Below are 11,883 nucleotides of genomic sequence, written 5' to 3'. Positions count from 1 at the left end.
GTCGAATGATCAGCGGCGCGGCGTGACCTTCGCCGCCGCGCGCGCGAGCGCGTCGATGCTGCGCAGATACCGCAGCACCGCCGCGCGCTCCGCGCTGGTCGACACCGCGCCCCACCAGCGATCGTGCGCGTCGCACGCGCGCTGGATCGCACCGCGGAGCCGCGCGCTCTTCACGTGCTGCGCGTTGCGCCCGAGCTCCTCGAGCACGCGCTCGAGCTCGTCGAAGAGCGCATCGGCCTTCTCGGGGTGCACCGCGGCGGCCTCGAGATCCTCCTGCACGGCGAGAAGCCGCGCGACGAGGCGCTGGGCCCGGTGGTCGGCGAGCGAGATCGGCGGCGCCGGTCGCATGCCCCAAGCCTACGAGGCATCGCGCCGGCGCGCCCGCGATCAGACGTGGATGGTGCGAGCCAACCAGAAGACGAGCGCGATCGTCGCGAAGAACCCGGCCACCATCGCGGTGAGCACCCACGCGCCGAGCGTGTCGTGCGGGTTCGGCAGCGCGGGCCGGGCGAGCTCCTTCGTGGCGCGCTCGGCGCGGATCTCGACGGCAGGCGTGGCAGTGCGGGCGGCGGCGGTCGTCATCGTCGTGCTCCCTCGGATCGTGTGAAGCCGACGACGCGCTGAGCAGCGCACGTGCCACGTGGGAATTCCGGGCCAGCGCGCGCGCAGCGCGCAAACGATGCGCGAGGCACGCGCACGCGCTGCGCGTCAGCCGCCGATCAGGCTCATGCCGACGCGCTCGTGCTCGTCCGCATGCACGTCGGCGAAGTGGTGCCCGGTGTCCTTCACGCCGAGCGACCACGCGGTCGCCCACAGCACGTCGAGATCGCTCGCGCCCTCGCGCACGAGATCACGCAGCGACACCGCGCGGCGCGACGCCAGGCACGCGCGCAGCTCGCCGCGGCTCGTGATCCGCACTCGGTTGCATCCACCGCAGAACTCGTCGCTCACCGCGGTGATGAAGCCGACCTCGCGCCCCGATCCGTCGGCCGCCGCCAGGTACCGCGCGGGGCCCTTGCCGTCGGGCTTCGTCGCGCTCGCGTCGGGCGCCACGCGCGCCCCGAGCCGCGAGACGATCTCGCGCGCCGCGACGAACCGCTCGCGCGGCAGCGCGGCGGCCTCGCCGATCGGCATCAGCTCGATGAAGCGCGGCACGATGCCGATCGACCACGCCCAGTCGACGATCGCGCCGAGCTCGTCGTCGTTGAGCCCGCCGAGCGCGACGCAGTTGATCTTCACGACCATTCCCGCGTCGAGCGCTGCGTGCACGCCGGCGAGCACCTCGTCGAGATCCCCGCCGCGCGTGATCGCGCGGAAGCGATCACGATCGAGGCTGTCGATCGACACGTTCACCTCGTCGAGGCCCGCCTCGCGCAGCGGGCGCGCGAGCGTCGTGAGGCGCGCGCCGTTCGTCGTCATCGCGAGCGCTTCGATCGGCGTGCCCGCGCGCAGCATCGCGACGAGACGGACCACGTCCCGTCTCGCGAGCGGCTCCCCGCCCGTGAGCCTCACGCGGCGCACGCCCCCGGTCGCGAGCGCGCGGGTGATCGCGACGAGCTCCTCGAACGCGAGCACGTCGCTGCGCATCGCGTGCTCGTCCTCGCCGCCCGGGGGCATGCAGTAGACGCACGCCATGTTGCAGCGGTCGGTGATCGATGCGCGCAGGTAGGTGATGCGCCGACCGTGCGCGTCCGTGAGCGCGATGCCCTGCTCGCCCCAGCCCTCGGGCCTCCGCGGCGCCTGCTCGGCGACCGCGATGCGCGATTCGCCGGACGGCGCGAGCGGCAGGCTGCGGCGGCTCATCGGCTTCGTTCTTGACGCGTGACGCAGCGCGGCGCCAGCGCTCGGACCGTGCGTCCGCGAACCCTTCGGGCTTGCTTCGCGCCGCGAAGTCGACCTATCACCATCGCTCCCGAAGCAACGCGGATGGTCATCGCATGAATCTCTCTGCTCCTTCGCGGATCGATCTCCGCGTCGCCTGTCTCGCCCTCGCTCTCGCGATCCTTCCAAGCGCGATCGCGCGCGCCGACGAGCCCGATCCCGAGGTCTCGTCCGAGCCCGCGGCCGCGACCCGCGACATCTGGGATCGCATGATCGCCGTCGAGCTGATCGGCGGTCTCGACACGCCCTACGGCGTGTTCGGTGGCGCGATCGTGATCTCGCCGATCCGCCACCTCGCGCTCGACGTGGGCGGCGGCGTGAGCCGCGACGGCGGTCGCGTCGCGGGCGGCGCGCGCCTGGTGCTGCCGCACGCGAACGGCGCGCTCGGGCTGCGCGTCGGCTTCGCAGGCGGGCCCCTCACGTGGGAGAGCGCGGTCCCCGGGCACAACGTGCCGGGCGACGAGGTGCACACGCGCGACGGAGTGCAGCACCAGATCTGGGAGTTCGCGGGCTTCGTCGACGCGTCGCTGTCGCTCGAGTGGCGCTTCGATCTCGGCATCTACGCGCGCCTGCTCTTCGGCGTGGAGCACGCGCTCACGGGCCCGAGCGCGTGCGAGGAGCGCATCGACGGCGAGATCGTCGGCGCGTGCGGCACGACGACGTTCCAGCCGACGCGCACCTACGTCGGGCTGGCGGTCGGCTACGCGTTCGACATCTGAGCCGCGCGCGAGAGCACGACCGCGCGTCGTGCTCTCGCGCTCACTCCGCGCTCGGCCCGCTCGATCCCTGACGAGTGCTTCGCGCGTGTGTGTCGCCGCGCGCGAACGATCAGGGCAGCGTCACGCCCGCGGGCGCGATCCCGACGAGCAGCGCGCCGCGTTCGGCGCCGCGTCCGCCGCGCTCGCCCTGCATGTAGAGCAGGGTGACGCGCGGATCGATCTGTCGCGGCGCAGGCCAGCGCAGCGCGCGATCCTGCACGACCGGGATGCGCAGCGGCTCGAACGTCACGCCGTCGAAGCTGCCGGCCATCGTGATCAGCACCTGACCGTCGGAGCGCCGCGACTCGTAGTAGAGCCGGATGACCGCACGGCCCGCCTCGGTGCGCGCCGCGACGACGCCCGGGCCGCCGATCGCGATCTCCTCCGCATCGCGCGAGTCGCGGGCCGCGAGCGCGGGGAGATCGAGCGTGCCGATCTCGACCCACGCGAGCCCGTCGCCCGACGACGCACCGACCAACGTGCCGTCGCGCTCGAAGTACATGAGGAACGCGTGCTCGGCCTCGGTGCCGCGCGTCTCGATCACCGTCGGGCGTCGCACGTCACCGGCGATCACCGGCGCGGTGCCGACCTTGACGAACGACCCGTCGATCGACGCGGCCTGCGCGACGCCGATGCCGCCTTCGGCGGCGTAGTAGAGCAGGGCGCGGCTGTCCTCGAGCGCCACGGCCCAGGGATCGCGCACGAACCCGCCTTCCCACTCGTGCGTCGCGGCGAGGACCTCGCTCCCGGCGTCGAACCCGAGGCCCTCGTCACGCGGCGCGCTGCGGACGATCACGCGCGGCTCGAACACGCTCCAGTCGATCTCGAGCGGGCCCTCCGGCGGCGGCGGCCCTGCGTCCGCCGTGCCCGCGTCGGTCCCCGCATCGTCGATCGTGCCGGCGTCGTCGATCGCGCCGGCATCGTCGGGCATGCCGGCATCCGGCATCTCGATCTCGAGCGGATCCGCGCCGGCATAGAACAGGAAGCCCTCGGCGACCATGCCGTTCTCGACCGCCCGCGTGCGCTCGAAGAGCGTCGATCCCGGCGGCGTCGGCGGCACATCGACCTCCTCGGCCTGCGCGAGCCGGAACGGCCCGGTGCCTCCGTGCGGCAGCCCTTCGGGCTGCCCCGGCGCACTCCCGAGCGTGCTGCACGCGCTCGACGCCCCGAGCGCGAGAACCAGCGCGATGCTCCGGACACGTCTCATCGGAACGCGATCTCCATCGAGAGGCCTCCCGAGAAGAACCAGCCGCCCGCGCGCCAGTCGCCCACCGGGTCCACCGGGCTCGACTTCCGCGTCGTTCGCTCCGGCAGGATCGACCACTGCAGGTGGAGGTCGAACGCGATCCATCCGTCGATCAGCGGGCGCAGCTGATCGAGCCGCAGCCCGCTGCCGAGCGAGAGCGCGAGGCGATCGGTGTCGACGAGGTTCGAGACGCCGCGCTGCTCGGGCACCGGGCTCGCCTCGTAGAACGCGCCGCCGCGCACCGTGACCTCGAGCCCGTGCTCGCGCGCTGCGATGCCCTCGACGCCGATGCGCGGCACGAAGCGGTCCGAGAAGCTCGCGGCGACCGGCGTCGAGCCGCTGATCATGTCCGGCACGAAGATCGTGTCCTGCAGCTCGGGCGGGACGCGGATCGAGAGGAGGATGTCCGCGCGCCCGATCGGGCTGACGTACGCCGACCAGTTCACCCACGTGAGCTCCGCCGAGATGCGCAGCTCGGGGATCGGCGTCCAGCTGCCCGCGAGCGAGATCTGCTGCGGCACGAACGCGTTCACCGACTCGCTGACGAGATGGAAGTACCCGGGGATGCTCACGTCACCGACGAGCAGCCGCGTGCTGCTCGTCTCGCCCGGCGATCCGACCTCCGCGATCAGCTCGTTCGAGAGCGCGAACTCGCCGCGGTAGACGATGCCGAAGCTGAGCTCGGGCATCGGGACGATCTGGATACCGACCTGCGGGTACCGGATCGTCGTGAGATCCGCCGACACCTCGTGCTCGACGCGCGAGCCGACGTCCGGCCGCAGCACGTCGATGTCGCCGCGGATCGAGAGCTCGTTGCGCGCGTACGAGAGGAACGAGATGCCGCCGCCGATCAGCAGCCAGTCCACCGGACGGACCGCGAGGTGCGTCGCGAGGTACGTGCGGTGCGGCCGGTTGTCGTAGAACTCCCAGCGCGGGCGGCTCCGCGGCAGCGATCGCGTGCGCGAGATGCGCTCGTCGTTGAGGTGCACGCCGACGCCGAACGCGAAGCGGAAGCCGTCGATGTTGCCGGGGACCACGAGGCCCGCGGTGAGGCCGTGCACCGAGTCGACGTTGCTGTCGTGGTCGTCGATCCCGAGCTCGTGGTGCACACCGAGCCAGCCGATGCCGACGCGCACGTGCTCGCCGCGCACGAGGCCCGCGGGGTTGTAGTAGTTCGCGCTGATGTCCGCGACGTCCGCGGTGACCGCGCCGCCGAGCGCGATCGAGCGCGACGTCATGCCGTACGTGTCCATCGGCTGCGCGAGCGCGCGCGATGGGATCGCCGCCGCGAGAATGACCGCGGTCAGAATTCCAACGCGATGGTCCATCCACCCACCAGGATCACGCCGCCCGTGCGCATCCCCATGCCCTCCGGCGCCTCCATCGCGCCGGTCCGCAGGATCTGATGCACGCGGTCGACGACGAAGTGCGCCTGACCGAAGAGATCGAAGCGGACCCGCTCGCGCGCCGAGAGGTCCCACGTGAGCCCGAGGCCTGCGGTGACGACGTGGCGATCGCCGTCGAGATAACGCACCGGCACCGCGTCGTTCATCACGGCGGAGCCATCGGGGTTGCGGCGCGGCGCGAGGCGCGCATCCGGCGCGGGGCTCAGCTCGAGCGCGTAGCCGCCGCGCAGGTGCAGCGTCGCGCGGCGATCGCGCAGCGTGCCCTCGACCGCGAGGCGCGGCGACACCGTGTCGGAGAACTCGGGATCGGGCGCCGAGAGCGACGAGAGGCTCGTCGCGGTCTGCGCGCCCGGGTACTGGCTCCACATGCGCCACGTGAGGTTCGCGATGACGCGCAGCCCGGGATCGGGCCGCCACGAGACCTCGCCCGCGAGCTGTCCCGGGTCGTACTGCACGATGCCGCCGACCGTCAGCACCGGGAGCGTGACCGGCAGATCCGCGGTGCGGATCTCGAGGTCCATCTTCGCGCGCAGCTCGTGCCGGTAGACGAGCCCGAACGACCACTCGCCGACGTCGTACGAGGCGCCGACGAGCGGCGCGAAGGTCGCGAGCAGCTGCGTCTCGACCGTCGACGAGAACGACGCGGTCTCGTCGAGCCGCACGTCGAGCTCGCCGATCACGTCGGCGATCGCCGACACGCCGATGCCGAGCCGCAGCCCCTCGAGCACCGTCGAGTGCAGATCGATGCCGAGCCCGATCACGATGCCGAGCGACTGCGCGCGCTCGATCACCGGCCACTGCGGCACGTCGGGGAAGCGCACGTTGCCGCGGAGCAGCACCTGCTGCGGCGTGTACACGCCGAGCCCGAGCACGAGCCGGTCCTGCAGCACGTCGTGGAAGGGCAGGGGCAGCGTCGCGCCGATCGTCATCCCGCGCGCGGCGTCGATCGGGAACCGCTCGTCGTCGATGTGCAGGTCGTACGCGCCCGCCGAGAGCCCGACGTGGATGCCGCGGCGACGCGCGCGACCGAGCCCGGCCGGGTTCGCGAACGTCGCCTCGTAGTCCTCGGCGTACGAGACGCCGGTGAGCGCGAGCCCCTGGGTGCGCGCGCCGAGCCCGAAGAGGTCCTGTGGGGTCGCGCTCGCCGTGCCCGCGCTCCCGAACAGGAGCGCGAGGAGCGCCGCGAGCGCCGTCGTGATCCGACGCATCGCCGCGCAGACTACACGAGTTCGTCACCCCGGAGATCGGGCAATTCGCGTGCGAACCGTGGCCGGAACGGCCACGAAGAGGGCCTGGTCCCGTGACGGGGGCGTGCCGCGCGCACTTCCGTGCGATCGCGATCTTTCCCGCGACAGCGAATCGGATAGGATGGGCCCCGTGCGCTCGTTCCTCGCTTGCTTGGTCCTCGTGACATCGCTCGTCGCGCCGGTGATCGCGCGCGCGCAGCCGCGCCCCGAGGACGTCCAGGCCGCGGCCGCGGCGTTCGCGGAAGGACAGCGCGCGCAGCTGCGCGGCAGCTACGCGCAGGCGGCCGATCTCTTCGAGCTCGCGGATCGCAGCGCGCCGAGCGCGGCCGCGCTGCGCAGCGCCATCCGCAACCACCGCGCGGCGGGTCACCTCTCGCGCGCCGCGACGCTCGCGCTGCGCGCGCAGCGCCTCTACCCGGACGATGCCGACACGCGCGCGGTCGCGGACGAGGTGATCGCCGCGTCCTCGAGCTCGCTCGCGCGGATGCGCGTGACGTGCGAGCCCGCGTGCTCGCTCGCGATCGACGGGCGCGCCGCGACGGAGACGAGCGCGACCGAGATCGATCTCTTCGTCGATCCCGGCGAGCGTCGCGTCGTCGCGTCGTGGCCGGGGCGCGAGGCGGTGAGCGAGTCGGTGGCGATCGAGGCGGGCGCGGAGCGCACGCTCGAGATGCGCGCGCCGGAGCCGACGCCCGAGCCGGTGGTCGCGCCGGAGCCCGAGCCGGTCGTGGAGACGGAGCCGGCGCCGATGGACGAGGTGATCGTCCAGCCCGCGCCGCCGGCCGACGACGGTGGGATCACGCCGTGGGTCTTCGGGATCGGCGCGGGGCTCACCGCGATCGCGCTCGGCGCGGGCATCGCGTCGGGCGTCGACACGCTCTCGGCGCGCGACGCGTACGAGAACGATCCCACGCGCGAGCGTTACGAGGACGGCGTGGATCGCCAGTGGCGCACGAACGGGCTCTTCATCGGCGCGGCGGCGCTGGGGATCGCGACCGTGGTCCTCGCGTTCTTCACCGACTGGGACGGCGAGCCCGAAGAGCAGCGCGCGGAGACGACGCGGCCCTGGCTCGTCGCGAGCCCCGAGGGCGCGATGATCGGGATCGAGCAGAGCTTCGGAGGCGGGACGTGAAGAGCGCGGCGGAGCCGGTGGTGCGGGCGCGAGCGGAGGCCCATCCGCGTCGCATGCTCGATCGCTACGAGATCCTCGCGGAGATCGCGCAGGGCGGGATGGGCACCGTCTATCTCGCGCGGCTCGGCGGCGCGGGCGGGTTCGAGCGCCTCTTCGCGGTGAAGCTCATGCACGAGCACCTCGCGCAGGAGGAGACGTTCGTCACGATGCTCCTCGATGAAGCGAGGACCGCGGCGCACATCCACCATCCGAACGCGGTCGGCATCATCGACGTGAGGGAGAGCCCGGTCGGCTACTACCTCGTGATGAACTACGTCGACGGCTTCTCGTTGGCGCAGTTGCTCGATCATCCCGCGCTGCAGCGCGAGGAGCGCATCCGCATCGCGACGCGCCTCGTCGCGGACGCCGCCCACGGCCTGCACGCGGCGCACACCGCGAAGAGCGCGAAGGGCGAGAAGCTCGGCATCGTCCATCGCGACGTGAGCCCGCAGAACATCCTCGTCGGCACCGACGGGATGGGGCGCATCGTCGACTTCGGCATCGCGCTCGCCGCGTCGCGCGTCGCGGCGTCGCGCCCCGGGATGCTGAAGGGCAAGCCCTCGTACATGGCGCCCGAGCAGGCGCGCGGCGAGGCGTGCGATCCGCGCGCGGACGTGTTCGCGCTCGGGATCGTGCTGTGGGAGGCGCTCACGGGCGCGCGGCTCTTCTACGCCGACATGGACATCGCGACGCTCGTGAAGGTGATGGAGTGCGTGGTCGAGCCGCCGACCAAGCACGTGCCCGAGCTGCCGGACTCGCTGTCCGCGATGGTGATGAAGGCGCTGCAGCGCGACGCGAAGGATCGCTACGCGACGGCGCGCGACATGGCGATCGCGCTCGAGCGCGCGGCGGAGAGCGCGGGGCTGCTCGCGAGCGCGCACGAGGTCGAAGAGGTCATCGCGCGGCTCTTCGAGAGCGAGATCGCGACACGACAGGACGCGGTGACCAAGCGCCTCGCGGAGTCGACGGGGCCGGAGCAGCCGCTCGATCGCGTGGGGCTCGCGTCGATCTCGCGGCTGATCCCGCGGCCGCGGCGCGATGACGTGAGCGTGGTCGAGTCGAGCGGCGGATCGCGGAGCGACGCCGATCTGCCCGCGACGCGCGCGAGCCGGCCGGGCGTCGAGGCGCGCTCGGGCGTTCGTCAGAGCGCGGTGCCGCGCACGCCGGTGAGCGGGATGCACTCGGACGTCGACGCGCACGCGAGCACGCGCCTGAGCGATCGTCCGGACGCGACGTCGCCGGTGCCGCTGCAGTCGGCGCCGGATGCGACGCGATCGCGCGCGCTCATCGGCGCGGCGATCGCGGTGACCGTCCTCGCGATCGGCGGTGCGATCGCGGTCGCGCTCTCGGGCGGCGAAGAGGCCGCAGCGCCCGCGCCGGTCGTCGCGCCCGCGGCGGCTGCCGCGCCGGCCGTCGAGCCGCCGCCTGCGCCGGTGGTCGAGCCCGCGCCGGTGCAGGTCGAAGCGCCGGTGCCCGCGCCGGTCGTCGAGGCCGTCGCCCCCGCGGTCGAGGCCGTCGCTCCGGTGGTCGAGGCGCCCGCCGCGCCGCGTGCTCCGCGCACGCGTCGCGCCACGATCGAGCCCGCGTCTCCGTCGACGCCGAGCGCGCCGCAGCTCGAGACGAACCCGTACCTCACCCACTGAGATCCCCCATGCTCCGCGCGCGTTCGTTTCCGATGCTGCTCGCGATCCTCCTCGCGATCGCGACGCCCGGCTGCTTCGTGTTCGACGAGTCGCTCTACATGAACCGCGACGCGAGCACGCCGGGCACCGACGGCGGCCCTCCGCTGCTCGCGCTCGCCGACGTGTGCACCGGCGAGCTCCCGGTCGTGACGTTCGAGGACGGCGCGACGTCGTGGCTGCGCTCGTTCGACACGCGCGGTCTGTCCGACGATCACTCGAACCTGAGCTGCACCGGCCGCCCTTCGCCCGGGCCCGAGGGCTTCTTCGCGATCGACATGACCGCGGGCGAGCGCTGGCACATCCACGTGCGACGTCGCAGCAGCGGCGCCGATCCGGTGCTCTACCTGTTGCGCCAGATCTGCGACGAGCGGAACTGCGATCGACCCAACGGGCTCGACGCGTGCCGCACCGACTCGGACGAGCACCTCTCGCTCGTCGCCGGACAGACGGGGCGCTACTTCGTCGGGATCGACTCGTCGAACAGCGAGGGCTTCGCGGGCAGCGTCGAGGTGTTCCGGCCCGAGTGCGGCAACGGCGTGCAGGAGCACGGCGAGAGCTGCGAGCCCGGCGTGAACCCGTCGCTCACGTGCAGCGATCAGTGTCGCGTGGTGCTCGCGGGCGGTGCCTCGGAGCACGAGGTCAACGACGACGCGTTCATGGCGAACGAGCTCGACGTCACGGGCGGCGCGATGAGCGTCGGCGGCCGCGTCGGCGCGCTCTGCGAGCTCGACGTCTACGCGGTCGACGTGCCCGAGGGCGGCGGCTCGATCCGCGCGAGCCTGCGCACCGCGGGCGGTGCGGACTGCCCGAGCAACACGCCCTCGACCGAGCTGCAGCTCGTCGGCGCGGACGGCATCGTCGTGCTCGGCACCGGCACCGCGCGCGGCGCGAGCTCGTGCCCGTCGATCGACGAGACGGACTCGTTCGCGAACGGCCTCGCCGCGGGCCGCTATCACCTGCGCGTGTACGCAGTGAACGAGGCGATCGATCGCCCGTTCGACTACTCGCTGCGCGTCGAGGTCGTCACGCCGTAGTCGGCGATCACGGGCTCGCCTCGCGCAGCGTGACGAGCGTTTGCGCGTACCGATCGGGAGCATGCCAGTGCGGCGGAGCGACCGCTGCCCCGGCCTTGGCGAAGAGCTCATCGACCGCAGCGCGAATGGCACGCGCGAGACCAACTCGCTCGACCGTGCACACGTATTTCCGCCGCATCGCGCGTCCGGCCATCGGCGGAATGAAGTGAGGCGCGTAACTAAGGAGGACTTGGGCGAGTGTGTCGTTGAGGTTCCAGGCGTCGATCGCGTAGCCCGCGGGTTCACCCCAGAGGCACACACGCCGTGATCCGCTGCCGCCGCGAGCGAGGAACGAGCCCAGGTCGACCAGCTCTTCGAGCGGGTCGTTGAGTACCCACGAAGCAGCCGCATCGAGCCGGAACTCGTCGAGATCGATGTCGACGTCGAGCCAGCCGTGCACGGGCGGACGCAGCGAGACCCGGATCGAGTCGACGAGAGGGATGACGAGGTCGGGCCGCGACTGCGAGGTCATTGCGGCACTTTACTGCGGCCACGAGCACCCAAGCGCATCCCTCCGACTACTCGCTGCGCGTCGAGGTCGTCACGCCGTGATCGTCACGGCGTGACCGGCGCGCAGAAACCGACCATCCACGTGCGCGCCATGCCGGTGCATGACTCGCCCGTCGTGCACTCGTCGACGGCGGCCTCGGGGTCGCACGGCTGGCGGCACGCCGTCGTGTCGCCGGTGCGGATGCAGATCAGATCGTGCCCGCACGTGCCCGCTTCGCCGCCGCACGTCTCGCCGCGCGCTCGCGTCCCGGCCGTCCGACACGCGGTGTACGGCGCGCGCGTCTCGGGGTGCGTCGCGAGCGTGCACGTGTCGGCCGCGTCCGCGCAGTCCTGCGCGTAGATGTCGCAAGGCGCGGGGATCGGGCGGCACACGCGGATGCAGGCGTCGCCGATCGTCCCGCTGCACGCGTGCCCGTCGCCGCAGAAGCCGATCGAGCCTTCGGGGCACATGCGCTCGCAGTGGAAGCCGTCCCCGAAGTTCAGGCACAGCGTGCCGGCCGCGCACTCGTCGTTCCGCGTGCACGTCTCGCCGGCGCCGCGCACCGGCGTCGTGATCGCGCGGCACTCGGTCCCACTCGCGCCGCGGCGGCATGCGCTCTCACCGCACGAGGTCGGATCGAAGGGATCACACGCACCGCTCGCGGTGCACGGCATCGACACGAGGCCGCCGTCGATCGTCGCGTCGCCGCTCGTCCCGCCATCCGCGCTCGTGCTCGCGTCGCCACCGCTCGCGTCCGCGCTCGTCGCGGCGTCGATCGTGGTGCTCGCGTCGTCGGACGCGCCGGCGTCCGACCCGCTCCCCGCGTCGATCCCGCTGCTCGCGTCGCGACGGTCGACCCCGTCGTCGTCGCCGCAACCGATGGCGAGCCCCACCGCGAGCACCACGACGATCGTGCGCGTCATGCTCGC

The 11,883-nt window shown here is 72.6% G+C and carries 12 protein-coding genes; 4 read left to right on the top strand and 8 right to left on the bottom strand.

The window, feature by feature from the left end:
* Positions 1 to 9: 9 nt before the first annotated feature.
* From DB32_RS23535 to moaA, 3 genes are all read right to left on the bottom strand, one after another.
* A complete protein-coding gene (locus DB32_RS23535) occupies positions 10 to 348 on the bottom strand; it encodes a hypothetical protein (protein WP_053234887.1) in 339 nt (112 codons plus the stop codon).
* A 39-nt stretch (positions 349 to 387) separates the two neighbouring features.
* The gene (locus tag DB32_RS23530) at positions 388 to 582 is read right to left on the bottom strand and encodes a hypothetical protein (RefSeq protein WP_053234886.1); all 195 of its coding nucleotides are present in this window, start codon (positions 580 to 582) and stop codon (positions 388 to 390) included.
* 126 nt (positions 583 to 708) lie between these two features.
* Positions 709 to 1,803 carry a GTP 3',8-cyclase MoaA gene (moaA, locus tag DB32_RS23525; RefSeq protein ID WP_053234885.1) on the bottom strand — a complete coding sequence of 365 codons (1,095 nt, stop codon included), beginning with the start codon at positions 1,801 to 1,803 and terminating at the stop codon, positions 709 to 711.
* 134 nt (positions 1,804 to 1,937) lie between these two features.
* Here moaA and DB32_RS23520 point away from each other — a divergent pair, with 134 nt between their 5' ends.
* Positions 1,938 to 2,600, top strand: coding sequence for a hypothetical protein (locus DB32_RS23520; RefSeq protein ID WP_053234884.1), 663 nt, complete (start codon positions 1,938 to 1,940; stop codon positions 2,598 to 2,600).
* A 109-nt stretch (positions 2,601 to 2,709) separates the two neighbouring features.
* On the opposite strand, the gene DB32_RS23515 is transcribed toward DB32_RS23520, so the two are convergent.
* From DB32_RS23515 to DB32_RS23505, 3 genes are read right to left on the bottom strand one after another with little or no spacing between them, the layout of a single operon-like run.
* Positions 2,710 to 3,846 carry a hypothetical protein gene (locus DB32_RS23515; protein WP_053234883.1) on the bottom strand — a complete coding sequence of 379 codons (1,137 nt, stop codon included), beginning with the start codon at positions 3,844 to 3,846 and terminating at the stop codon, positions 2,710 to 2,712.
* The gene (locus DB32_RS23510) at positions 3,843 to 5,213 is read right to left on the bottom strand and encodes an OmpP1/FadL family transporter (protein ID WP_157069322.1); all 1,371 of its coding nucleotides are present in this window, start codon (positions 5,211 to 5,213) and stop codon (positions 3,843 to 3,845) included. Before DB32_RS23510 ends, DB32_RS23515 begins: the two co-directional genes overlap by 4 nt.
* Positions 5,189 to 6,499 carry an OmpP1/FadL family transporter gene (locus DB32_RS23505; protein ID WP_053234881.1) on the bottom strand — a complete coding sequence of 437 codons (1,311 nt, stop codon included), beginning with the start codon at positions 6,497 to 6,499 and terminating at the stop codon, positions 5,189 to 5,191. The genes DB32_RS23510 and DB32_RS23505 overlap by 25 nt, the downstream gene beginning before the upstream one ends.
* Before the next feature lie 169 nt (positions 6,500 to 6,668).
* Between DB32_RS23505 and DB32_RS23500 the strand changes: the two genes are divergently transcribed.
* From DB32_RS23500 to DB32_RS23490, 3 genes are read left to right on the top strand one after another with little or no spacing between them, the layout of a single operon-like run.
* Positions 6,669 to 7,670: a hypothetical protein gene (locus tag DB32_RS23500; RefSeq protein WP_157069321.1), complete on the top strand. Its 1,002-nt coding sequence runs from the start codon at positions 6,669 to 6,671 to the stop codon at positions 7,668 to 7,670.
* Complete coding sequence (locus tag DB32_RS23495; protein WP_053234879.1) at positions 7,667 to 9,352, top strand: serine/threonine-protein kinase; 1,686 nt, start codon at positions 7,667 to 7,669, stop codon at positions 9,350 to 9,352. The genes DB32_RS23500 and DB32_RS23495 overlap by 4 nt, the downstream gene beginning before the upstream one ends.
* An 8-nt stretch (positions 9,353 to 9,360) precedes the next feature.
* Positions 9,361 to 10,425, top strand: a complete 1,065-nt coding sequence (locus DB32_RS23490; RefSeq protein WP_053234878.1) for a hypothetical protein — start codon at positions 9,361 to 9,363, stop codon at positions 10,423 to 10,425.
* Between the two features lie 7 nt (positions 10,426 to 10,432).
* Here the strand turns inward: DB32_RS23490 and DB32_RS23485 are convergent, their stop codons facing one another.
* Together DB32_RS23485 and DB32_RS23480 are read right to left on the bottom strand one after the other, a co-directional pair.
* Complete coding sequence (locus DB32_RS23485) at positions 10,433 to 10,936, bottom strand: hypothetical protein (protein WP_053234877.1); 504 nt, start codon at positions 10,934 to 10,936, stop codon at positions 10,433 to 10,435.
* Positions 10,937 to 11,019: 83 nt separating this feature from the next.
* Positions 11,020 to 11,877: a hypothetical protein gene (locus DB32_RS23480; protein ID WP_157069320.1), complete on the bottom strand. Its 858-nt coding sequence runs from the start codon at positions 11,875 to 11,877 to the stop codon at positions 11,020 to 11,022.
* Positions 11,878 to 11,883: the final 6 nt, after the last annotated feature.

The organism is Sandaracinus amylolyticus (genome assembly GCF_000737325.1).
GTDB classification, from domain to species: Bacteria; Myxococcota_A; Polyangia; order Polyangiales; family Sandaracinaceae; genus Sandaracinus; species Sandaracinus amylolyticus.
Note: the sequence above shows the minus strand (reverse complement) of the source record. Positions and strands in the feature narration are given on the sequence as shown.

Bases quoted from the DNA above. Each gene is read 5' to 3' on its own strand.
- DB32_RS23535 (WP_053234887.1), bottom strand. From the start codon at position 348: ATGCGACCGGCGCCGCCGATCTCGCTCGCCGACCACCGGGCCCAGCGC.
- DB32_RS23530 (WP_053234886.1), bottom strand. From the start codon at position 582: ATGACGACCGCCGCCGCCCGCACTGCCACGCCTGCCGTCGAGATCCGC.
- moaA (WP_053234885.1), bottom strand. From the start codon at position 1,803: ATGAGCCGCCGCAGCCTGCCGCTCGCGCCGTCCGGCGAATCGCGCATC.
- DB32_RS23520 (WP_053234884.1), top strand. From the start codon at position 1,938: ATGAATCTCTCTGCTCCTTCGCGGATCGATCTCCGCGTCGCCTGTCTC.
- DB32_RS23515 (WP_053234883.1), bottom strand. From the start codon at position 3,846: ATGAGACGTGTCCGGAGCATCGCGCTGGTTCTCGCGCTCGGGGCGTCG.
- DB32_RS23510 (WP_157069322.1), bottom strand. From the start codon at position 5,213: ATGGACCATCGCGTTGGAATTCTGACCGCGGTCATTCTCGCGGCGGCG.
- DB32_RS23505 (WP_053234881.1), bottom strand. From the start codon at position 6,499: ATGCGTCGGATCACGACGGCGCTCGCGGCGCTCCTCGCGCTCCTGTTC.
- DB32_RS23490 (WP_053234878.1), top strand. From the start codon at position 9,361: ATGCTCCGCGCGCGTTCGTTTCCGATGCTGCTCGCGATCCTCCTCGCG.
- DB32_RS23485 (WP_053234877.1), bottom strand. From the start codon at position 10,936: ATGACCTCGCAGTCGCGGCCCGACCTCGTCATCCCTCTCGTCGACTCG.
- DB32_RS23480 (WP_157069320.1), bottom strand. From the start codon at position 11,877: ATGACGCGCACGATCGTCGTGGTGCTCGCGGTGGGGCTCGCCATCGGT.